At 28.6% G+C, this 24,914-nt stretch carries 17 protein-coding genes and 1 other RNA gene; 2 read left to right on the top strand and 16 right to left on the bottom strand.

Annotated elements, in window-relative coordinates:
* The 6 genes from ssrA to L1S46_RS04540 all read right to left on the bottom strand — a co-directional run bounded on the left by ssrA (position 1) and on the right by L1S46_RS04540 (position 7,385).
* Positions 1-358: a transfer-messenger RNA gene (ssrA, locus tag L1S46_RS04565) on the bottom strand.
* A gap of 262 nt (positions 359-620) precedes the next feature.
* On the bottom strand, positions 621-2,444 hold the full coding sequence (locus tag L1S46_RS04560; protein WP_238899314.1) for a PAS domain S-box protein: 1,824 nt from the start codon (positions 2,442-2,444) through the stop codon (positions 621-623).
* Between the two features lie 54 nt (positions 2,445-2,498).
* A complete protein-coding gene (locus tag L1S46_RS04555) occupies positions 2,499-2,771 on the bottom strand; it encodes an STAS domain-containing protein (protein WP_077304293.1) in 273 nt (90 codons plus the stop codon).
* An 11-nt stretch (positions 2,772-2,782) separates the two neighbouring features.
* Positions 2,783-4,783 carry a methyl-accepting chemotaxis protein gene (locus L1S46_RS04550; RefSeq protein WP_238899313.1) on the bottom strand — a complete coding sequence of 667 codons (2,001 nt, stop codon included), beginning with the start codon at positions 4,781-4,783 and terminating at the stop codon, positions 2,783-2,785.
* Positions 4,784-4,844: 61 nt separating this feature from the next.
* Positions 4,845-5,240, bottom strand: coding sequence for an ATP-binding protein (locus L1S46_RS04545; RefSeq protein WP_238860937.1), 396 nt, complete (start codon positions 5,238-5,240; stop codon positions 4,845-4,847).
* A 429-nt stretch (positions 5,241-5,669) separates the two neighbouring features.
* Entirely contained in the window at positions 5,670-7,385 is a 1,716-nt protein-coding gene (locus tag L1S46_RS04540) for a methyl-accepting chemotaxis protein (RefSeq protein ID WP_238899312.1), read from the bottom strand.
* A 663-nt stretch (positions 7,386-8,048) separates the two neighbouring features.
* Here L1S46_RS04540 and L1S46_RS04535 point away from each other — a divergent pair.
* Positions 8,049-10,052 carry a carbohydrate-binding protein gene (locus L1S46_RS04535; RefSeq protein ID WP_238899311.1) on the top strand — a complete coding sequence of 668 codons (2,004 nt, stop codon included), beginning with the start codon at positions 8,049-8,051 and terminating at the stop codon, positions 10,050-10,052.
* Positions 10,053-10,214: 162 nt separating this feature from the next.
* On the opposite strand, the gene L1S46_RS04530 is transcribed toward L1S46_RS04535, so the two are convergent.
* The 7 genes from L1S46_RS04530 to L1S46_RS04505 all read right to left on the bottom strand — a co-directional run bounded on the left by L1S46_RS04530 (position 10,215) and on the right by L1S46_RS04505 (position 16,974).
* Positions 10,215-10,934: a hypothetical protein gene (locus tag L1S46_RS04530; protein WP_238899310.1), complete on the bottom strand. Its 720-nt coding sequence runs from the start codon at positions 10,932-10,934 to the stop codon at positions 10,215-10,217.
* 370 nt (positions 10,935-11,304) lie between these two features.
* Complete coding sequence (gene gltA, locus L1S46_RS04525) at positions 11,305-12,699, bottom strand: NADPH-dependent glutamate synthase (RefSeq protein ID WP_077869483.1); 1,395 nt, start codon at positions 12,697-12,699, stop codon at positions 11,305-11,307.
* Positions 12,699-13,589: a sulfide/dihydroorotate dehydrogenase-like FAD/NAD-binding protein gene (locus tag L1S46_RS04520; protein WP_236895027.1), complete on the bottom strand. Its 891-nt coding sequence runs from the start codon at positions 13,587-13,589 to the stop codon at positions 12,699-12,701. The genes gltA and L1S46_RS04520 overlap by 1 nt, the downstream gene beginning before the upstream one ends.
* Positions 13,590-14,092: 503 nt before the next feature.
* Positions 14,093-14,650 carry an accessory gene regulator B family protein gene (locus L1S46_RS04515; RefSeq protein WP_011968008.1) on the bottom strand — a complete coding sequence of 186 codons (558 nt, stop codon included), beginning with the start codon at positions 14,648-14,650 and terminating at the stop codon, positions 14,093-14,095.
* Positions 14,651-14,935: 285 nt separating this feature from the next.
* Positions 14,936-16,198, bottom strand: coding sequence for an ATP-binding protein (locus L1S46_RS04510; RefSeq protein ID WP_238899418.1), 1,263 nt, complete (start codon positions 16,196-16,198; stop codon positions 14,936-14,938).
* Positions 16,199-16,232: 34 nt separating this feature from the next.
* Positions 16,233-16,361, bottom strand: a complete 129-nt coding sequence (locus tag L1S46_RS26275) for a hypothetical protein (RefSeq protein ID WP_017212455.1) — start codon at positions 16,359-16,361, stop codon at positions 16,233-16,235.
* A gap of 55 nt (positions 16,362-16,416) precedes the next feature.
* Positions 16,417-16,974, bottom strand: coding sequence for an accessory gene regulator B family protein (locus L1S46_RS04505; RefSeq protein ID WP_238899309.1), 558 nt, complete (start codon positions 16,972-16,974; stop codon positions 16,417-16,419).
* A 585-nt stretch (positions 16,975-17,559) separates the two neighbouring features.
* Between L1S46_RS04505 and L1S46_RS04500 the strand changes: the two genes are divergently transcribed.
* Positions 17,560-18,120 carry a class I SAM-dependent methyltransferase gene (locus L1S46_RS04500; protein WP_023973628.1) on the top strand — a complete coding sequence of 187 codons (561 nt, stop codon included), beginning with the start codon at positions 17,560-17,562 and terminating at the stop codon, positions 18,118-18,120.
* A 39-nt stretch (positions 18,121-18,159) separates the two neighbouring features.
* On the opposite strand, the gene dut is transcribed toward L1S46_RS04500, so the two are convergent.
* The 3 genes from dut to L1S46_RS04485 all read right to left on the bottom strand — a co-directional run bounded on the left by dut (position 18,160) and on the right by L1S46_RS04485 (position 24,738).
* On the bottom strand, positions 18,160-18,600 hold the full coding sequence (gene dut / locus L1S46_RS04495) for a dUTP diphosphatase (RefSeq protein ID WP_011968004.1): 441 nt from the start codon (positions 18,598-18,600) through the stop codon (positions 18,160-18,162).
* A 179-nt stretch (positions 18,601-18,779) separates the two neighbouring features.
* Entirely contained in the window at positions 18,780-19,286 is a 507-nt protein-coding gene (locus tag L1S46_RS04490) for a prealbumin-like fold domain-containing protein (protein ID WP_011968003.1), read from the bottom strand.
* A gap of 97 nt (positions 19,287-19,383) precedes the next feature.
* Positions 19,384-24,738, bottom strand: a complete 5,355-nt coding sequence (locus tag L1S46_RS04485; protein ID WP_238899308.1) for a diguanylate cyclase — start codon at positions 24,736-24,738, stop codon at positions 19,384-19,386.
* Positions 24,739-24,914 lie beyond the last annotated feature (176 nt).

Here is a 24,914-nt window from a genome sequence, read left to right as displayed (position 1 = left end):
TGGTGGAGGCGACGGGTGTCGAACCCGTGTCCGAAAGTAGATTGATTTATCTTTCTCCGAGTGCAGTCTAAGTTTTAAAATTCCCTCAAAGTATCGCCCTTAGACAGGCTATACTTCTCAGTAGCTTCATGAATACCCCTCTAGCTCAAAGCTTTGCTAGGCTTCGTTTCCCACTTTAATGACACCAGTGATCCAAGCCGTAGGCAACCTGGGCTGATGAACAGCTATTAAACTAAGCTGCTAATGCAAAATTATCTTCTGCGTTTACATTTAGTGCATACTTTATTAACGAGGCTCCATGCGTCCCTCGACTCGCTTAACAAACCCTTCTTACCCCCGTCGAAGCCAAAACGCCCCCAAGTTAAAGATGGTTTAATAACATATTTTGTTTTCAAAGAAATGTTCATCTTGTATAACCTATTCTAACTTAATAGATGCTAAGTGTCAACTGGTACATTGTTACTTAGTTAGAATCAACAATCAAAAAATCCTGTATTATAACTTAAAATCATTAAATACTTTTATTAAAAAACTTTACAAATTTTAAGTTTTAAATTAATAATCAAAGGATAATATTTATTATAAATTTTATCCTTTGATATAAATCAATAAATATTAATTTACTTTATTTCTATTGCAACCATTGTACAATCATCTTTTAATTTTCCACTTTCTAAAATACTATCACTTAAGAAGTCATCTAAGTAATTCTTAAATTCAAATATGCTTGCATCCCCCATATATTCTTGTATAACTTTATCCTCTTCTAGAATAAAATCTAATCCATCAGTAAAAAAGAAAATTTTATCTCCCGATTCAAAAAAGATGGTTTGCTCACAAAATTCACTATTATCAAACATACCTAGAAAAGATCCTTCTACAATTTTCTCTTCTAAGCTTTCTCCTTTTTTTTGAAAAAGAAATTGGTTAATTCCGGCTCCAACTACTTTAAGCTCATTACTATTAAAATCCATGCTAAAACAACATACAGCAACATAATTTTCTTCGTAATATTTTACTAATTTCTTATTTAAATTTTTTACTATCTCCATTGGATCATGGTGACCCTTATTAACTTCTTGAAAACACAAAATATCAAATGCAGAAATATTTAGAGCTGCCGATATTCCCTTACCTCTAACATCAATTATCATTCCAATAATAAAGTCTTTGTTTATTTCATAAATTCTATAGAAATCCCCACTAATGGTATGTGCTGGCATATAAACACTCATAGTATCAATAAAATTTTGAGCAGGAAATTCTTTTTGAAGCGTACTCCTTTGTAACTCAGCAGCTTTCTTTATATCTCGCTTCATTTCAGTAATATCCCTTATTGCTGCCAATATGGCTTGGTTACCTTCGTATAATATGTAGCTATATGAAACTTGAACATTTATTAATTTATTATTTGGAACGTAGAAGTCATAATCATAAATTTCTTTCATTTTTCGTTCAGATATTATATTTCTAAATACTTTATGCAAAGCCTTTTTATATTTGTCTTCAAAATGTCTATATACATTACTTCCAATCAAATCATCATAAAGCGTTGCAAACAAATTACAGGCTTCATTATTAGCTAAAGCAATTTTATTATCTACTATAATAATTACAGCATCGGGTGAATTATCAATTATTTGTTTATATCGTTCCCTGCTATCTTTAGTTATGTTATCAAGCATTTTTTTCTCTGTTATGTCTCTAAGCCTCTCAACAATAAATAATAATTCTCCATTTTTATCTAACACCGGATTATAGCATACATCCATAAATTTATTTAATTCTGGAATATATCTTTCACGCGATAGCATTTTCTTAGTCGCCACTACTTCTTCAAAAGAACAATCTAAGCATTTTTCGTTTCTAGATAGCACCTCATAACACATTTTTCCCTTTATTTCTTCTGAGGTTTTATTATAAAACTCATACCCTGCTTCATTAAAAAAAGATATAGTATAATCTGTATTGTATACTTTTATTACATCAGGTATTCCATTCAATATGCCTTTAAGCTCTTCTTCTAATATTTTGTATTCAGTAATATCAGTTGCAATTACTAAAGCAAAATCTTTTTCTTCATGACTAAATATAGATATATTAGATTTAGCGTAAATACGTTTTTCATCCTTTGCTTTTAATGTAAGCTCTATTTTATCGCATACTCTCTTATTACTTAAATTTTCAAATATACTAATCTTATCTTCTATATTAGTTAAATTCAAAACATTTGAAGGTAAAATTTTAATAAGTTCCTCTCTAGAATAACCCAATTTACTACAAACTTTATTATTAAAATCCATAAAATTCTTTGGAACAAATCCTTTGCCAATCTCAATTACAAACACTAACTCATTTACCTTGTCCCAAATTTCTTTGTAATTACTTTGACTTATTTCTACGCTTTCATCTAATGTTTTTATACTTTCTTTACCCTCACGCATATAATCGAAAGTCCTTTCTATCTGAATTTCACTTCATAAAAACTCCAGATATTTTTACGGACAAATTTCAAATACCTTATCTAACCTTGTTAATTTGAATAACTTCTCAACTTCTGGCTTTAGTCCTTTTAATTTTATACTTCCATTTTTTTCAGCGCATTTTTTATAAACAGCTACTAATGCACCAAGTCCGGTACTATCTATAAAATTACAATCATTAAAATTGAATATAAAATTCTTTTGTCCTTCATCTATTAACTTATTTACTTTTACTCTAAAATTTGCGACTTCATCAACAACAAAGTCTTTTGGTATATTTATTTCCATCAATTATCACCTCATATTTTAAATCTTTCTACAAGCTTAGTTAATTCTTCTGCCATAGCGCTTGTTTCCTGCGCTGTAGCTGTCAAATTATTAATTGCACTAGCTTGTTCTTCTGCTGCCGAAGATACATTTTCACTATTTGACGCATTGCTTTCTGTTACTGTTGCTATATCATTTATAAGCCCAATTACCTTATCAGACGATGCTACTTCATCACCAGTAATATCAAGTATCTCAGTGACATGTTTAACTATATTTTCTATTGCATTAATGATATCTACAAATGCTTTATCTGTTTCTGATACTATTTTTACTCCATTGTTTACTTCTGACTTAGATCTTTCCATTGCTATTACCGCATTCTGTGTTTGCTTTACCATTTCACTAACTAGTACAGCAATCTCTCTTGCCCTATCATTTGATTCTTCTGATAATTTACGAACCTCATCTGCAACTACACTAAATCCCTTTCCATGCTCCCCTGCTCTAGCAGCCTCTATAGCTGCATTCAATGCTAAAAGATTAGTCTGCTCTGCAATAGAATTTATTATGTTTATAATACCATTTACTTTACTTGATAATCCACTTAAAGATTCTAATGCCTGCGAAGTTTCTTCACTGCCTTTACTTATAATATCCATTGCCTTTACAGTTTCCTCAACTTTTTCTCTTCCAAGATCAGCTGCTGACATTGTATTAGCTGCATTTGAACTTGTAGCTTTAGCTCTACTTTGAGCTAATTGAACAAGACTTGAAAGCTGAACCAACACTTTTGAAACATCAACTATAGATTCATTTTGTTTTTCTGCATCTTGCGCCACTTGATTAACTGTAGCACTTATTTCTTCAGTTGCAGCACTTATTTCTTCTGAAGAAGCTGCCATTTCTTCTGATGCTGCATTCAACTGTTCTGCTGCGTTAGTTACATTTCTTACTATTCGATCTTGATGCTTTATCATTTCATTGAATGATTTTCCAAGTTCCTCAATTTCATCTTTGCTTTGTATATCAATCTTAACAGTTAAATCTCCTTCTCCTGCAGATCTCATTAATCTCTCTAGTTTCTTAATTGGATTAATTATTCCTATTGTTGAATATGTATAAGCACATATCATTGCTATAATGATTGATATTAAAGAAATAATTATTGTATAGTTCCTTATACTTAAAGCCGCTGACATATATTCGTCATATTGCGCTGTAACTGCAATCACCCAGTTACCAACAGGTTGGAAAACAACATATTTATATATATTCCCATATGTATAGAATCCTTCTGAAGATTTTCCTTCTTTCATTTCCTGAACTAAAACTTTTAAATCTTCTCCTGCATTATCATTTGCATTTTCTCTTAGGATTTTACTTGAATCTGGATGATAAACAATTAATCCATTTTTATCAATCATATATGCATATCCACTTTTACCAACTTTTATTTGAGATGCATAACTTGATATACTATCAAACTTTATACTTCCTACAAGTGTACCAATCAATTTACCATTTTCCTTCAATGGATAAGCTATAAAAATAGCTGGATTACCAGTAAATCTAGAAGTTAATACTTCACTAACAACTTCCTTACCGCTACTAAGTACTTGTTTCATATAATCTCTATCACTTAAATCTATATCATTCTCTTTTGACTGAGTATTTACAATTACCTTGCCATAAGCATCTGTAATAATTAATACTTCCATAAAATCTTTATTTTTCTCTTGGACCGCTCTTATATATTCAGAAGCTGTATCTAGATTGCTTGTATTTGAATTTTCAACTGCTTTTATAATATCGCCATTCAAACTTGCAACTTCCAAAGAATGTTTTGTTGAATCCATCGTTTTATTTATTAAATTAGATGTATCGTAAGTCTGTTCCTTTAATTGTTGTTGAACAGCCGTTTGTATAGATGCGCTGGACATTCTATACGATATATACCCAAGTAACCCCATTGGTAAGGAAATGAGTACAAAAAAAGTGATCATAAGTTTTATCTTCAAAGAAATTTTCATCGAGTTGCCTCCCTAGCATGTACAATATTCATTAGGTATCAATTACTAACCATATATCAATCTATATGTCACATAAAAGACTCTTACGCATAATTATAGAACTTCCGTCTAAGATTAGTTCATCAGTATAACAACTTATAATATACAAGCCTCTACCTGATTCATCTAATATATTCTCTTCGTCTATTTTCTTATGCAAATTTATATTCTCAAATCCTTGCCCACAATCTTTTACTATAACACTTAGTAAATTATCTTTCAATTCCCAATCAACATAAATTGGTTTGTTGCTATCACTACTATTTCCATGAATATACGCATTATTAACGGCTTCAAATATTATAAGTTTCACTTCAAAAGATTGTTTTTTTAAATCCAAAACCTCAATGATATCATTAACCTTCTTATCAAGACCATCTAGTCCATAAAATATCACTGATCCTTTTGTTACTGACATATTAACTCCCCCTCTTTTACATAGTTAAAGTATTTTTTCATAATTAACTAAAAATCCTACTTATCTTATCATTTTTTATTAATATTAACTAATTTTTCCAATCAATCAATTAAAGATAAAATATCCCCATTACATTATTACACTTATTTCATCTGCTTTCAACATATTACATCATATCCATTGGTTTTTTTAATATTCTATATTGTATGAAATATAACATCTTCAAAAAATAATTTTCACAATATATTTTCATGTGAACTTCTCTTAATCAAAAAAAACATAAAGTGATAATTTATTTTCAACATCACTCTATGTTTTATATGATTCACCTTCTATTGCCTAGTTTTATTTTATAACTAATCATATCATTAGTTTGTATTTTTCATTTAACTTCTAAAGTCTATCTCTTCTTAAAGTTAATAAGTATTACTATATCTTAAATTTTTGTACCATTTCATTAAGTTTTTGAGCAAGCTCCGCTTGACCTTGAGCAGTTAATGCTACTTGTTCAATAGCTTTTGTTGTTTCATTCATACTATCTTTTATCATTTCAGCTCCTTCACTTGATTTTTGCGATGTTTGTGCCATATTCTGAACTGCTTCACTAACTTGTCCAACTGTAGCTGTTATTTCTTCTGACATAGCAGCAATTTCTTCTGACATGTTACTTACAAAGTTTGAATCATTATAGTACTTGTTACCCACTTCACTATAATCATTAAATTGTTCTTCTACATTTTTGCTTATAAACTCCAATATATCACTACCTGTGTTGATGCTACTATTAAATGCTAACTGAACTTTATTAATTGTATCTTGAATGTTTATTACTGCATCAGATGATTGCTCTGCAAGTTTTCTTACCTCTTCTGCTACTACAGCAAATCCTTTTCCTTGTTCCCCTGCTCTTGCAGCTTCAATTGCCGCATTTAATGCAAGTAAATTTGTTTGTTCTGCTATGCCTCCAATTGTTTCTGCCATAACTTTTATACTCTCTACTACTTTTCCATCTTCTATGGCTTTTTGCATTTTTTCTTGCTTTTCAATGTATAATTTCCTAGTTTCATTAATAGCTTTTTGACTATTATTTTTAACTTCCATAGATTTTTTCTTAGACTGACTTGCATTATTGCTTCCTTCCATAGCTTTAGAAGAAAGTACATTAACGCTTGAATCTACTTCTTCAATAGATGCACTTATTTCCTCAGTAGTCGCGCTAGATTCTTGCATTGCAGAAGCAATATTATCTACTGCTTGATCTATGGTGTTGGCCTTTGAAGATATTTCTTCAACGGTTGCTGAAAGTTCTTCTGAGCTTGCACTTAAATCCTGCGAGTTTTCCATAATTACTTTAACTAAGCTACTTACATTTTCTTGTGCAGTGTTTAAAGCCACACCTGTTTGTCCAAACTCATCTCCCCTTGTAATTGTAATTGCAGTTGCAAAATCATATGTTGATAATCTTTTTGCGAAGTCTTTTATCTCTCTTAACGGATTCAATATATTCTTACTTAACATATATGCCATAAAAAGAATGATTAAAAATGCTATTGTTGTAAAAATCAATATCGTATATCGAACACTCTTAAATTGAGCGATACTGTTTAAATTAGCTTGCTCCGCAGCTTTTGCATTCGCATCAATGCTTTTTTGAATATTTTCAAGTAAAGAATTTTTAATTGTAGTTAGATCAGAATTACTAATTTTAATTGCTTCATCATAATTCCCGTTTTTCGCGAATTCAATTGCTTTATCTCTTACTTCTATATATTTAGCTAAGTCATTTTTCAAATTATTATAAGTTTGTTTTTCTTCTGATAATGTAATTACACTTTCGTAGTCTTTCATACCGTTATCATTTTTTATGTCCAAATTATTTATAACCTTTAAATAATCATCTAGTTTTGTTTTATCTCTTTCGAAAACTAATCTATTATATGTAGCTCTCATATCATTGATATTTCCCTTTATTTCCCCTAAGTCTTTAATGGATGTTAAATTATTTCTATACAAGACCTCTGCATTATCATTTATTTTTGCAGAACTTAATATTCCTTCTGTTCCTATTGCGGCTATAAGAATACAAATCACAAAGAACACTAAAACAAGTTTCTTCTTAACACTTAAATTAATAAGAATTTTCATTATAACACTTCCTTTTTTAATAATATATCCCCAATTTTTCGTACAGAAATTAATTTAAATAAAATAATCCTGCAATTATAGATTCATAGTTATTCTCCATTATAAACTCTGGTCATTTTTTATCGACTTATTTCATTATTTGTAATAATTTTACACCATTTCAAAATATATTTCAATATTCGCTATATAATTACTACATTTCTTACTCTATTGTTTAGTGATTAAGATACTGTATTCAACTTGTTAATATATAATTAATTAAATTCAAATAATAAACTTAAAGAATAATGATATAGAAAAACCAAAATGTAATGTTAGAATTAATATGCCATATTAGGTAATTTTTATAATTAAATTGCCCTATTGAATTTTAAAACATATATGATATAATATTTACATAAATTTCATATTAATCCAAAATAATCATTATGAGATTAATACAAAAATTTATTCAGTTTAATATTTTCAAAGATAAAAATTTTTAAGTTTTGTGCAACCGATTGCAACTGTGCAAAATATAAACTCTAGTTACGCATTATTTTATTCGTGACTAATACTTAATAGAGAGGGGGAAATAATTACTACTTTGCATGTACAAACAAATAAATATAAGATTGCTGCATTTTTTGCAACCGATTGCGCTATGTTAAGGAGTGTGTATCAATGAGAAAAAAAATAATATCAAGATTAATTGCTTCAGGTTTATTTTTAAGTTTAAACTTACTTCCAATTTCAATACCAAACTTTGGAACAAACGGAATTTTAACTACAGCTTATGCCGCTAGTAGTACTAGCCTACCATCTAATACTAAAGATGGAGCTATTCTTCATGCCTTTGACTGGTCTTTTGCAACTATAAAGAATGAACTACCAAACATAGCGGCAGCAGGATATAAATCAGTTCAGGTTTCTCCTGTACAAGGAACAAAAAGTTCAAGTAAAGATCCAAGTCAATGGTGGTTATTATATCAGCCAACCAATCAATCTGTAGGTAATGCACAGCTTGGAAGCTACGATGATTTTAAAGCACTTTGTACTGAGGCTGATAAATATGGCATTTCAATTGTTGTAGATGTAGTAATGAATCATATGGCTAACAATGGAAATCCGGATCAACTAGATTCCAGTATAGATGCTAGCTTCAAAGACCCTAATTTATATCATAACCAAGGACAATGTAGCAATTGGACTAATAGATATGATGTGACGCAAAAAGGTATAGGCATGCCAGATTTAAATACTCAAAATTCCACCGTCCAAAACAAAGCAATAACATTTCTAAATCAATGTATAGATGCTGGTGCTGACGGATTCCGTTTTGACGCAGCTAAACATATTGAAACTAATATTGGACTAGACTCTAATCAATCTTGGGCTGGAAACTACTGGAGTAATGTTCTAGGTAATCTGCATAATAAATCTAATTTATTTATTTATGGCGAAATTCTGCAAGACGGTTCAGTAGATAATATTGCCTCTTATGAATCATTTATGAATGTTACTGCAAGTAATTATGGCGGAGCGGTAAGAAGTGCAGTTACCTCAACAAATTTAAGTTCACTTGGCACTACCTTGGGTGGCGTTGACTCATCTAAGGCAGTCGATTTTGTTGAAACCCATGATACTTATGAAGATGGATCAAGCAAAAATTTAACAGATACTCAAAGAAAACTTGGCTGGGCTATAGCTGCTGCTCGTGCAAGCGCTACACCTTTATTCTTTGACAGACCTACTGGCAATATTGGATCCAAGGGTGATGATCTTTGGAAAGATCCTGACATAATAGCAATTAATAAATTCCATAATGCAATGGTAGGAAAAAATGAATATATTAGGTGGACAAACAATAATACAACCATGTTAATAGATAGAGGAACAGATGGTACTGTAATAGTAAACGATGGTGGAAGCACTTCTATTAACTCTCCTACTAATCTAGCAAATGGCACTTATACTAATAAAGGTAGTGCTAATTGTACTTTAACAGTTTCAAACGGAACAATTTCAGGAAATATTCCTGCTAATTCGGTAATTGTTCTTTACAATGATGGATCAATACCTACACCTCCTCCTGTACCTTCTACTTATGCTCCTCATTCAGGTTATAAAGTGGATTATGATAGCAGCACTTTACTACAAGGTAACAGTTTTACTTTATACTATAGTGGTTCTTTAGCAAATTCTAGTTCAGTTAAACTCCACTGGGGATATAATGGCTTCTTAAATCCATCAGATGTTACAATGACTAAAGGTTCAGATGGATTCTGGGCAGCAACTATAAAAATTCCTTCATCAGCTACAAAACTAGATTTCGATTTTACTAACGGATCCAACTGGGATAATAACTCCAGCAAAGATTGGCACTTACAAGTTTCTTCATCATCTGTGCCAGTACAAGTTAATCCAGCGCCAACAGCTAGTAAAACAACCACTATATACTACAATGGAAACTTAGCAGCAAATTCAACTTCAGTAATTTTACATTGGGGATATAATGATTTTACAAACCCAACTGATGTTACAATGACTAAACAATCTGATAGTAGATGGGCCGCAACTATAACTATTCCATCTGGTGCTTATTCTTTAAATATGGCATTTAAAAATGATTCAGGATCTTGGGATAGCAATAGCTCAGCTAACTATAACTATTCTATATCTCAATAATTCTGATTCATAATTACGTTATACCAATCCTTCAACTTGATTAATATATAATAAAAAACAGAGGTTGCTTATAAACCTCTGTTTTTTATTATATTTCTATTCTTTTAGAGTAAACTAATCAATGAATAATATCATAGCTTTACTCTTATTTTTATAAATTAACTATGCAGTAGCTGTAACACTTTCTTCTGCATCTACATCTTTTTCATTTACTAATAAGTTTACAAACTTTTCTCCATAAGGGAGGCAGAATTGTATAAATGGTCCAGTTGTTATCATTGCTATCACAGTACCAAGACCAACTTTTCCTCCTAATATAAATCCTATTATTAAAAATCCAGCATCTAGTGTTATTCTAATCCAACGGTATTGTACCTTAGTCTTATCTTGTATTATAAATGGAACAATATCATTTGGGGCTACTCCTACGTTTGTTGCTGACAAAACTGCAAACCCTATTGCAATTATTAAACATCCAAATACAACCAATAATGCCTTTATAAAATAGTTATAAGATTCAACTGGAAAATACGAAACAACTTTCACTCCAAGATCTATAATTGGTCCTACTCCTACAACACAAATTAAAGTTCCTATCTTTATACGCGATCTCTCAACTAAGAGTATAACAGCAAATAGTACAATCAATATAATCATATTTGCTACTCCTGGCGTTACTTGATCTGCTCCACTGATCATCTTAACTACAGAAACATTCTTTAATCCTGTTTTATCTAATGCAAACGCTAAACCTTGCGTAAATACAGTAAATGGATCAGATCCAATATTAGTCTTCAAAAATAATGCTACACCAAACTGAATTATACTCATTCCAACAAAAAATAAAATAATTCTTTTTAATAAGTTCATTGCTTTATTCATATTATTTCTTCCTTTTTTATTATAATTTATTGCTACATATAAACTGAATAAACATAAAATAGATATAATTATGTATCACTTTTTATTATATAATTTTCTATATATAATCTTAAATAATATGCACATGTACAAACATAAAACCATTTTACTATCTACTATCCATTTTGTCAAAAGAAAAATTCATTTTCATTCATTTTCCACCATATTAATTCATTGTATATAAAACAATTTAATTTACATTTGAGTATAAAAAAGGATATTTGTTCTAATGGCTTTTATTTTTAGCCATTCAAAACAAATATCCTCTTATTTTATATAAAATATTAGCTTAAGTATATATCTTATTAGTTACTGAAACCTAATGAAGATCTTATTTTCCTTGTAAATACTCATCTATTGCTTTTGCTGCTTTTTTACCAGCACCCATAGCAAGTATTACTGTTGCTGCTCCTGTAACTGCATCTCCACCAGCATAAACTGCTTCTTTAGTAGTAAGACCTGTTTCTTCTTCAGCTACAATACATCTTCTCTTATTAATTTCCAATCCTTGAGTTGTTGATGAAATTAATGGATTTGGTGATGTTCCAAGTGACATTATTACAGTGTCTACATCCATAACAAATTCTGAACCAGGAACTTCAACTGGACTTCTTCTTCCTGATGCATCTGGTTCTCCAAGTTCCATTCTTACACATTTCATTCCTTTAACCCATCCATTTTCATCTACTAAGATTTCTGTTGGGTTAGTTAATACGTCAAAGATTACTCCCTCTTCCTTAGCATGATGTACTTCTTCTACTCTTGCTGGAAGTTCTGATTCGCCTCTTCTATAAACGATATGGCTTTCAGATCCAAGTCTTAAGGCAGTTCTTGCTGCGTCCATAGCAACATTTCCTCCACCTACTACTGCAACTTTTTTACCAGATCTAACTGGAGTGTCATATCCTTCTACCGCTGCCTTCATTAAGTTTACTCTTGTTAAAAATTCATTTGCTGAACATACTCCATTTGCATTTTCTCCTGGTATTCCCATGAATCTTGGAAGTCCTGCACCTGAACCTATAAATACAGCTTTGAATCCTTCATCTTCAAACAATTGATCTATAGTTATAGTTCTGCCAACTATAACATTAGTTTCTATTTTAACACCAAGTTTCTTAATGTTTTCAACTTCATTTTTAACTACTTTTTCTTTTGGAAGTCTGAATTCTGGAATTCCATATTCTAAAACTCCGCCTGCTTTATGAAGTGCTTCAAAGATAGTTACTTCATATCCTTTTTTAGCTAAATCTCCAGCACAAGTAAGTCCTGCAGGACCACTTCCTATAACTGCAACTTTAATTCCATTTTTAGGTTCTGTTGCACTTAAATCAACATTATGTGATGCTGCCCAGTCTGCTGTAAATCTTTCAAGTTTACCAATAGATACTGAGTCACCCTTTATTCCTAAAACACATCTTCCTTCACATTGCCTTTCTTGTGGACATACTCTTCCACAAACTGCTGGAAGTGAGCTGTATTTTGAAATTTCTTTTGCAGCTTCTTCAAATTTTTCATCTTTAACATAAGAAATGAATCCAGGTATATTGATTGATACTGGACATCCTTCTACGCACTTAGGATTCTTACAGTTTAAGCATCTAGAAGCTTCTTTAGTTGCTTCTTCTTCGTTATATCCAATACAAACTTCTTCAAAGTTTGCTGCCCTAACCTTTGGATCTTGTTCTCTTACTGGTATTCTAACTAATCTCTCATTCATGTCCATTATTTATCACCTCTGCAACCACAGCCACCGTGACTATGAGTATTTCCTTCTTCAACTTCTAACTGTGCTTTTCCTTCTTCTGTTTTATACATAGCTTGTCTTCTCATTGATTCATCGTAATTTACTAAATGTCCATCAAATTCTGGTCCATCAACACAAGCAAACTTAACTTCTCCTCCAACGGTAACTCTACAAGCACCACACATACCTGTACCATCAACCATTATTGGATTTAAGCTTACTGTTGTTGGTATTCCTAATTCCTTAGTTAGCATAGAAGTAAATTTCATCATTATCATTGGTCCAATAATAATTGCATGATCGTAACTTTTACCTTGATTATTAACTAGCTCTTTAAGCATATCTGATCCAGTTCCCTTAAATTCATATGAACCATCATCAGTTGTTACATAAAGATTTCCAGCAGCATTCTTTAATTTATCTTCATATATTAATAAATCTTTGTTTCTGCTTCCTAAAATAACATCTACAGCTATTCCATGTTCATGCATCCATTTTACTTGTGGGTAAACTGGTGCTGCACCAACTCCACCTGCCACAAAGATGAAATTCTTTTTCTTTAATTCTTCTATATCCTCATGTATAAATTCACTTGGTACACCTAATGGTCCAACAAAGTCAGCTACATGATCCCCTTCATTAAAAGCAGCTAACTGTTTTGTTCCTTTTCCTACAGTTTGAAAAACTATAGTTACTGTTCCTTTTTCCTGATCATAATCTGCTATAGTTAAAGGAATTCTTTCACCTTTTTCATCATTTTTTATGATAATAAATTGTCCAGGCTTTGCAGATTTTGCTACTCTTGGAGCTTCTATATCCATTGAAAATATATTATTTGTTAGCTCCTTTTTGTTCACTATTTTATACATGCCATCGCACCCCTTTTAATTATGTTAAGTTTTATCACTTAATATATAGTTTACACCATTATTCTGAATTTTTAAAATAGTTTTTATATATTTTAAAAATTTCCATCAATAAAAAAGTTATGGTTGATGATCAAAATCTTCTACCATAACTTTTTATAATTTTATCAAACTTATATTAGGTACATAAAAACTAACAATTCAAAACATTATTATTTTCATAAGACAATCTATAATGCATATTTCAAAGCCACTACTAATCATTATAATACAAAAGTCGCTATGTACATAAAATCAATTCCTATTCGCATCCTCTTTTTTCTAAAAAATTAAGTTATCTCAATTTTTTCATTGATTCAGGCATATCTTCAACACCAAATCTGGCAAATGATGCTGGAGCTAACGTAACCATTGAATTTGACACTTTTTCTAACAACAAACCTATTAATTTTTTAATCATAAAAACATCTCCCTTTGCTTATTACTTTTAATATAGTGCCTAATTTTTAACTTTCTCTCTTATTAAACATTAGTATAGCTTGAAATAAAATTGTCCATGTTATTAAAGAATAATAAATACTGTAATTATACAAAACCACAGACAATGCTCCTAAAAATATTGAAGTGCTTAAACCTCTAATCCTATTGTTCATTAGTAATTGAGGACGCGAAATTGGCATTTTAGAATTGATTATTGGAGCTTGATTCCATATGCAGAATATACTTAAAGAAATTAAGATACAATTACTTATAAAACCAATATTACATTGTAAACTTAAAATCAAGATCCCAATTTCCAATATGAGTGTAGCTACAAAACATTTAATCTGTGTATTTTCATGATACCCTCCAATGAAAGGCTTAATAACACACATAGTCAAATCAATAATAATTATTTCTTTAAAATATCCAAATGCTGAAAAAATTGTTATCACTAATATTGTTTTTATTAATTCATTTAGAAGAACTTTTAATACATATTCCATCTGCTCAAGTTTATCTTCGTTATATTTCTCATTAGTTGATATACTATTTATAATTTTTTTCGAAATACTATCTACCATATTAATATCACTCTCATATTATTTTCAATTTAAGTATATATTTATATAATAATCCTTTTTATTACAATATTCAATATTTTCACCACTAAAAATCCTTCATCTTATATTTTTTCCAAAAATAGTCCTAATTTAGTTAATATTTAATATATGATATTAGCTCATATATTAAATAAAAAAAGTATGTTATTGTCTTGTATATAAACAATAGCATACTCTAACTTTCGATTATTTAATTGGTGAGATTATTCTAAACTAAGTATAGCCATTAGTTAAGTATACTAAATATTATACAAAATTCTTTATAGGAAATACTATTTTAAATTCAGTAACTACATCGCTACTTTTCACATATATCTTACCATTATGACTCTCTACTAAATCCTTTACAATACTTAACCCGTATCCATGACTTTGATCACTATTTTCCTTTGTAGTAAACCCAACTTTAAATATATCATTCAGATGTTGTTCTGGAATTCTAGGGCCATTATTCTCTATTCTTACTATTACATTTCCTAAATATTCATAAGCCTTTGCAATTATTATACCTTTGCCGTTCATTGCTTTTATTGCATTATTTACTATATTAGATATTATTCTATAAAACTCCATTTCAGTAATACTCACTACAGAGAAATCACAATTTTCTTCTATTATTACATGTATTCCCATATCAATAGCCGGTTTTAATGCAAGGGATAATATAGAATTTCTATTCTCGCTAACTTCTACAGCTGTTGGCGTAGAGTCATTCTTATTTATAATATCTTTTAGAGATTTTTTTAAATCATCGAATCTTTCCATTAGACAAAGTCCATATAAATACGATATCTGTGCTCCGTAGTCATGCTTAATCTTTCTAAGTTCGCTATTTTTTTCTTCTAGAGCTTCATTTAATCTAAATATTTGATCTGATTTCTTCTTTATATTTGCAAAATATTTTATGATAAACGCTAAAAATACGCACAAGATTGTGATTATCATATTTTTTAACATTTTAGATTCATCATTATAGATTATTAAATAAAAGGCCAAAACGAAATCTAGACAGAAGCTTATTGTTATAATCACGATCATATTAATCTTTTCACTAACTGCTAGCTTGTACATTTCTATAAACTTGCCCATGTATTTTATACATAAGTATAAGAATAAAATATAAGGAACATATATAATCAAAATATTAGCTATATCTGCATATTCTATTGGTATCATACCTTCTATAAAACCAAAAAATAAATTATATGATATAATTCCATATACCCCCATAAAAGAATATGTCAATGTATAGGGAATCATTGACTTTAGTTTGTTATCTTTATATGAGAAAATCATTACAACTAAACATGATATATGTATTATAAACACACAGATAGATATGTTTCCAAATATACTTGTAAAGCTACTGTTTATAATAAAAGTAACTATGGTTATTAAAACCACTTTAAGTTTGTTTAATTTATTTTCACTCTTCAAGCAGCATTCTGTTGAATACGCGAAAATTATAGCTTGAATCATAGAGACTATTATATCTGCCAATAAACGCACCAAAAATTCCTCCTTAAATTTACGTGAAAGTGACTTATCTCAATTTTTTCATAGATTCAGGCATTTCTTCAATTCCTGCTGTAGCTGCTGATGCTGGAGCAAATATAATCATTGAAAGTGATAACATCATTAATACCTTACCTAATAAATTTTTAATTTTCATAAAATCCATTCCCCTTTCAATTTTGCTTAAAATTCATCATTAATATTTCAAAACATTAAGCATCTTTTTTATTAAACATTAATATGGTGTTAAATAGGATTGTCCATGTTATAAGCGAATAATAGTTGCTAAAATTGTACAGACATATAGATGTCATACCAAGTATTGTTGCAATACTTAGACCTCTTATTCTGTTTTTATTTATTAATTCTTGGCGCGTAATTGGCATTTTAGGATTTATTATTGGAACCTGATGCCATAGGCAAAATATACTTAAGATAATTAGTATACAGTTACCTACAAATGAGAGAGTGCACTGAGAATTTAACACCAATATTCCAATTGCTAATAGCACTGTGGCTATAAAACACTTAACCTGAGTATCTTCATGGTATCCGCCTATAAAAATCTTAGTCATACTCATGACTGCTAAAATTATAATAATTTTGTCGAAATATCCAAACAATGAAAATATAACTATAACAGAAAATAGCTTTATCGTCTCAAATAAAATACTAACTAGAATATATTCCATTTGTTCTAGCTGGTCTTTACTATAGTTATCATTTGTAGATATACTATTTATAATTTTTTTTGAAATACTCTTTACCATATTTATCTCTCTTTTTATATATTTTTCTATATGTTAAATATATTATAGTCCCTTATTTGCTAATTTTCAACATATATTTATTCATCTCCAAGTCGTTAATAAGCATAATTTGTAAAAATATTTTTCCAACATTAATTAGATGATTATTATAAAAAAAGTGCCTTAATAAGTAACTATTAATAGGATGCTTTTTCTTTAATATATTATAAATATTAATTTAGTCTTAAGTATAATTTTATATACTAATGCAAAAATCGGTATTTTTCTACATTTAAAATTTAAATATGATTAAATATATATTCAAATTAATTTATAATTATATATATATCTATTTTAATTTAATGAATTGTATATATATCTTTTATTCATAGGAATATTTTCACTTCAGTCTCAGCACTGTATTCTTACTACATACTTTTCTATTACCTCTTCTCATTTTGAAATACTATGGTAAATTCTGCATGAACTTATTGTACTGAACATTGAACAATGTTAGTATAATACTGTTCAATAATTGAACTCGTTTATATGAATAAAACATTTCTTATTTTTATTCAATTTAATAAATTTCAGGAGGAGAGAATTATGGAAGATATGTCTTATTGGAAAGAAGTTTGGGAAAGAAAAGGAAATGGAAATACTACATGTTTAGAGGAATTAGACGGATACGAAGATACTACTGCTGATGTAAAAGAAATAGCTAAACAAATTGTTAAAGAATTAGACATTAAGGAAACAGATAGAATATTAGAAGTTGCCTGCGGAGCAGGTGGACTAGCTCAATATATAAAATGTGGTGAATACGTAGGAGTAGATTATTCCTCTTCTCTTGTAAAAAGGCACATAGAATTACTTAACAATTCAGTTCTTCACGGAGAAGCAAATAATCTAATCTTTAAAGATAAAACTTTTGATAAAGTATTTTGCTTTGGAGCATTTCACTATTTTCCTAATCAAGAGTATGCTAAACAAGCAATTTCAGAATTGAAAAGAGTTGCTAAGGAGGCTATATTTATTGGAGACCTACCTATGACTTCACACAGAAAAGAGCACTTACTTTATGATAAAAATGACTTTAAAGACTGGAAAATAACTGATGGATATTATAATCCATGCAGGTTCAATGTATCTCTAAAATTAGTTTAATTAATAAGTAAAGACAGGTATCTCTCAATACCTGTCCATTTACCTTGTTCCTGATGAACCAAATCCATTCTGATTTCTTTCACTTTCAGATAGTTCTTCTATTTCTATTATGTCAACTTTAACTACAGGTTTTATAACCATTTGAGCTATTTTCATTCCTGGTTCCACTTTGAAAACTTCGCTTCCATGATTAATTAGAATAACTCCTATTTCTCCTCTGTACCCTTCATCTATAGTACCAGGAGAATTTAACGTAGTTATACCATTTTTTAATGCAAGACCGCTTCTTGGTCTTATTTGAGCTTCAGTATTTTTAGGGAGTTCAATTTGTATTCCTGTATGTACTAATCCTCTTTCTCCCGGCTTTAAAGTTAATTCTTTAACTGCATATAGGTCTAATCCAGCATCACCTTCATGAGCATAATTAGGTATCACAGCTTTATCATCGATTTTTTTTATTTTTAAAATATAATTATCCATTCTAACACCTACTTAAAGATTATATAATATTATGATTATATAATTTTCCAATACAAAAATCCACTTCTTTTCTTTAAATTAAAGTATTCTATAATTTTTATTACTTAATTAAACATATGCAAAAGGTTATATTTACGAATAAATTAATTTATTTTTTAAATATAACCTTCATTCTTTATTTAATTCTTATATTTGTTTTGTGCCATAAATTTTTTAAATTTATTAACTACTACTATTTTTTGTTTCTTATTAGTATTGTCTATTATTATTTCGTTCCAATTTATATACTTAGGTTTTTCAAAGTATCTTTTATCAATAATCTCAATTATCCTATAACAGCCTTCCTCAACTCCAGAAAAAATAACTTTTCCTTCCTCATCTGTAACTTTCGATTTAACAAGAACAGGAGATAATCCATTTATTTTATATAAATTAATTTTTACACCTTTTAAATATTCGTGTTCTTCACATTCCAAAATTGATGTAACAATAATTTCCCCTCCATTACAATCTTTTTCTTCTACTCTTTGGGGACTTGCAGATTTCTCATTTAATATGAACTCTTTATTATCTCTTTTCTCCTTATTATCATCGGATATTTCAAATTTATAATTGGTATTATTTTCTACAGATACTATATCATTAATATTTTCTTTTTCATAATTTCTAGGAACAGTATCACTCATAAAAAGCTCCTCTTAAAAATTGGTTCTCTTTATATAATATGATAAATAAACTTTTATGTGATTATGAATTGAAAACATTCTAAAATGTATTGTTAGTTTAACCAAGAAAAATGGAACTACCTATTTCTATTAAAAAATTCAGCACATTATAGTCATTACAAATAAATTCTTTCTCATTTACTGAAATTGAAAGGTATATAACTGCTAATAGCTCTCCGTTACAAATTATTGGAGCTATACAGACTGATTTCCAGTCAGGAAGCCCATAACTATTGTGACTGTCCATGCTCTCCCAATCTACTAAATATAAACCTTTTTCTTCTTCAATGACTTGATTTACTAATTTAAAATTAAACCTATCATCTAAATTCCAATTATCCTTATTTCTTCTCTTACTATACGTATTAACTATTTTCTTCTCTTTTACAATAAAAATTGTAGCTACATCGCACTCAATCGTCTGCATAATCTTTAAAATAAGATTATAAATCTTTTCTTCCTTACTACATCTACGTTTGGCAATACCAGCTATTTCTTTGAGCATTAACATAAAATTATAATCTTTAGCCGCATTTCCTGATAATACTCCAGTTAATTCGTCATTTGTATTTCCACTTGCTCCGCACTCATTTTCCCAAACGATGCATCTATTTTTTCCATCACGTTTAGCCTTATATAGAGCCTGGTCAGCTCTCCTTATAATTTCTTCATTGTTAAGAGATTCATAAGAACTCATTGCTATTCCTATACTTACAGTCACTTTTCTTTTATCTCCTAGAATCCTTGCTTCCTCTATATTTTTTCTTATTCTCTCCCCTAAATTTATAGCTGCTTCACAATTAACATTAGGCAAGAGAATTATAAATTCCTCTCCTCCATATCTTCCAATAATATCACCTTTGCTCATACACTTTTTAACTTCATCTGCAACCTTAACTAAGACTTCATCTCCAGTTTGATGTCCATACTTGTCATTTACGCCTTTAAAATCGTCGATATCAAACATCATTACAGCAAATTCACTTTCTCTTGCCTTCGCAGAATCTAATAAAAAAAGTAACGCTTCTTCAAAATATTTTCTATTATAAACACCTGTCAGCTTGTCTAGTGTAGAGCTTATTGTAAGATTATACTTTTCTAATAAAAAGGTTAAGAAAGGTTTAAATTTCTCTATTGTTTTCTTTGATTCATTATTTATATAATTTAATGCGTTGTTAGTAATAAATATTAATCTTGCATTAATTCCTGCACTACTATTTATGTGTTTTTCTCTATTTATTATTTTCATATACATACAAGATCTTATTCCATCTTTCAGTACCTTATCATCTAACTGATAGAATCTAGGGTCATTACTGCAAATTGCGAATGTATCTTCATCTGAATCAACTTTTAGTGAGAGGTATCTATTTATTTCATTTTTGTCGCTAATTCTATATGTGCATATAACATCATTTTCTCCCTGCTCGTTCTCTGTAACAATCATAGCCTTATCTGCTAAAATTAATCTAGCCATATACTTCATCACATTTTTTATATCATCAATAGTATTATTAGAAAACTTCTCAAAGACTTTAAATATATCTCTAAAATCATTGTAATAGCATTTTTCATATAAATATTGAACCAATTTAAATGTATCTTCATTATCTAGTATATTCATTAAATCTAATTCTTTTAATATTTGCTCTAAATCCTCAATTGTTTTTATAAATTGTGTTGATTTAAAACTCATATTTATACCCAAATCTTCATTTAAGCATTTTACAAATAACTTACGTGTTTCCAAAAACCTACTATTATTTGCATATGATAACTTATCATTTTGTGGTAATAAATTTATTGTATCTATATATAAAGCTATAGATTCATAATAATAATTCAATGCCAATACATTACATTCAAGTTCATTATACTTCTCACCAATCGCAGAATATATATCAGCTTTAATTTCCTGATTATCCACAAAAGAGCATACTCTTAGTGCCTTATTTATCAGAAAATTATATTGATTTCTATTTCTAAAATTGAGTTCTAGATATACATAAATTCCTTCAACATTATAATTTTTAGGATATCCATTGAGATCAAAGAATAATTCTTTAGCCAATCCCTTATATCCAAGTGCTAAAATTCTTCTAATAGCACTTATCCTTATTTCAAGACATGTATCTACATCCTGTAATAGCTTAATTTTTTTCTCTAACTTATTGTATACATTTCTTATATCACTCTCATTTTTACATTTATATAAAATAAGCTCAAAGTAATTGCAAACAACTATTTTATACTTAGAACTATTGCTATTAAATATTAGAGCATATATTTTTTTCAAGTGGTCATATGCCAAATCATAATTACAAATCATCAAATTATATAAAGCATATGTATAGTTTGTATTTATAATTCTATCTTCCAATAGCTTTAATCCTTTTTGCATTTGCATTATTAAATTATGATACTTTACTACCAGACTTATCCTTCCTGATTTTATATATAACAAACAAAGTTCATTGCAAATATTAAATGAATAAGAGTCTATCCCCTCTTCTCTTTCTCTTTCTAGTGCTCTTAATAGATATTTCTCTGCTTCTAAATATCTTTTTTCCTGACTATAAATATCTGCTATGCAAATTAGACTCAATATTTCCCTCTTGTATACTTTCTGTTTATTTCCTTCTCTAGCTATTTCCAAATATTGCTCTAAAATCTCCTTGTTATCTCTTCCTTCTTCCTTACAGACAGATGCATCTAATAGTTTAATATATAATTGACCATTAATATTATTGTTATTAATAAATATACTGTTTGCATATAAACATAAATTTTTGGCCTCTTTATAATTCCCCTTCTTTATATATATATTAATAAGGATACTCACTGCCCAACCATATACATCCTCTTTTATCTTATTTTCTTCACATATAATTATTGCTTTTTGTGCATTAAGCATCGTTAATTTATTGTTATATTCTAATCTATATTTTAATGAAAGTGCATAGTAATAATAAACCTCTCCCTTAGGATAGTGTTCTTTATCTAGCAATCTTCGTACACAATTTAAAGAATAATCTATCCCTGTATCTATATCTGTAATACTATTAATTTTTATTATTATCATTTCAAGCAGCGTATATATTTCAATTTCAATTTCGTCATTCTGTATTGCTATTTGATTTGCCTTTTCAAAATGTTCAAAACTTTTTTCATGGTTAGATTTTTTTTCATAAAGCTTTGCAATCTTAATTGCCACTTCACTTCCACTTGAATCACTAGGATATGTTAATACCTTCTTATAATATGATATTGCCTTCGATATATCACCTAACAGATCCTGAGCTTCTGCGTATTTTAATGTATAAAAATATGCTTTTTCGTAACTATTACTTTTTTCTAAATGCAATAATAATTCTTCTATATAATAATCTGTATCAAGTAAAATTTTTTCCATAAAAATAGATGCCTTAGAGTGTAATTTAATTCTTTCTTCTTCACTTAGCTTTAAATACAATATATTTCTTAATAAATTATTTCTAAAACCTATAAGTATACCTTGATCACTTATTTTATCAGTCAAAATGCCTTTTGATTTTAAATTATCATAAATTTCTATATTATCAGAATCCATTATTACATATTCTAAAATTATTTTTTCTGATAAAGGAGTTTTAAATATAGCTAACTCCTTTAAAATATTAATTTCTTCTTCATTTAATGAAAAAATACTTGCCTCTAATCTTCTTTCTAGAGATTTGGGTATAAGTATATCTTGAACCTTAATATTAGTCTTCCATTCTCCATTATTGCTATCAAAATATAAGGTTCCATTACCGTATAATTCATTTATAACTCCACTTATATACTGTGGATTCCCTAGCGTTTCTGAATATATCTTTACCGCTAACTTATTAACATCAGTACCTGTATTAAGCATACTTCTAATCATCTTAGTAGTATTATATTGATTAAAATAATTTATTTTATATTCTTCGTACTTCTCCACTTGTTTTAGTTCATTTATGAACTTTATGAAATTTTCATCAACACTGCTTTCATTCATAGAAAATATTATCATAACATTTTCTAAGTTATTTCTTAAAAAGATTATATATTTAATAAACAGTTTGAAAACTTCATTTTTTTTATCTAAATCATCTATTATCATTATAAATGGCTTAGTCATTGTATACTCACTTATGAACTTCCCCATTCTATTAATCAATTGAAGCTTTTGTTTATTATTTTCACTATTTGTAGAATTTTTTTCAAATAATATAGAAATAAATTTTTTTATATAAATTTCATACTTATCTCTCAGATTCTTATCTACTTTATTTAAAATGTAATTTAGTATTGTATTATATTGCTCTTCGTTGCTTGCATTTTTATTATTAAAATCATCAATATATATAATGTCTTTGAAGTATTTATTTTCAAATCTATATTTAATTTCTTCTAAAAGTCTGGTTTTTCCACTTCCATCTTCACCATTGAAATTTATAAACTTATTTCTCTGCTTGTTTTCCAATATCCTCTGAAAATTTTTTTCCACTATTTTTATTTCTTCTGTCATTCCTATTATATCTAAATCCGTTTTAATCTTATTTAAAGCCTCACTAATAAACACTCTATAGTTCTTCTTCATTTTTTTGTTTATATTTTGTATAAAATATTTAAGTTTAAACGATTTATTTATAGTATTCACTCGATTATATATATTTTTTATATCTTCTAATCCTTTAAATCCTGTTTCAAGTTCTGATTCTGTGAATATTTGTCTGCACAGTTCTGCAACTTGTACAATATTATCTTTATTTGAATTTATATCTTCTCTTGTTTCGATGTTATATTGGTAAGGTAATGAATTTATTAAATTAAACTTTCTTAATTCATTTGCTAACAAATCTTTCATTTTGACTTTCACATTATTGTTAGAGTCGGGAATTAATATTACATCCTTCATACTAATATCATCAAATATATATCCCTGCATGTTTAGCGTATTGATGGCAGCACAAATCTCCATAAATGTATCTAATTTCTTATGAAAGTCACATTTATTAAAATAATCTTGTGTATCCAGTTTAGCCTCTACATACTCCATTAAATACCCATATTGAGGAGTATCAAGTTTTATCCCATTAATACTATAAATTATTTCAATATTTATAATGTTAGTAACGTTCTCAAAATTAAGATTTTTAATAGTCTTAAATTTACTCAATAAATATTCTCTTGTTTTCTCATATGTAAAACCATTTTTCAAAATACATAGAACATATCTTGCGTCTCTCTCTGTGTCTGTAACAATATAATTTGAAAAATTCTCTTCAATAACTATCTCATGCTCTATTAGATATTTATTATTTACATTTCTCAATTCTAATTCATCCCTTTTCTTCACTAACTTGAAGTTTACCAATCTATCTAAAATTATACCATATTTTAGCATAATCCTGAACACTATTATATCTAATTCAATTAATTATCTACTTTTTACATAAATTCATATTTTTATAATTATATCTTCTTAATTATCATTGGAACCAAAAGTATATAAAGGCTTATAATATAAATTTAATTTTAGGACATAATACTTTTTGTAAAAACATTTAGGAAGGTGATAAT

The organism is Clostridium sp. YIM B02500 (assembly GCF_022324665.1).
Lineage (GTDB): Bacteria > Bacillota > Clostridia > Clostridiales > Clostridiaceae > Clostridium > Clostridium beijerinckii.
The sequence above is the reverse complement of the archived record's forward strand: the minus strand, read 5'-3'. Positions and strand labels throughout refer to the sequence as shown.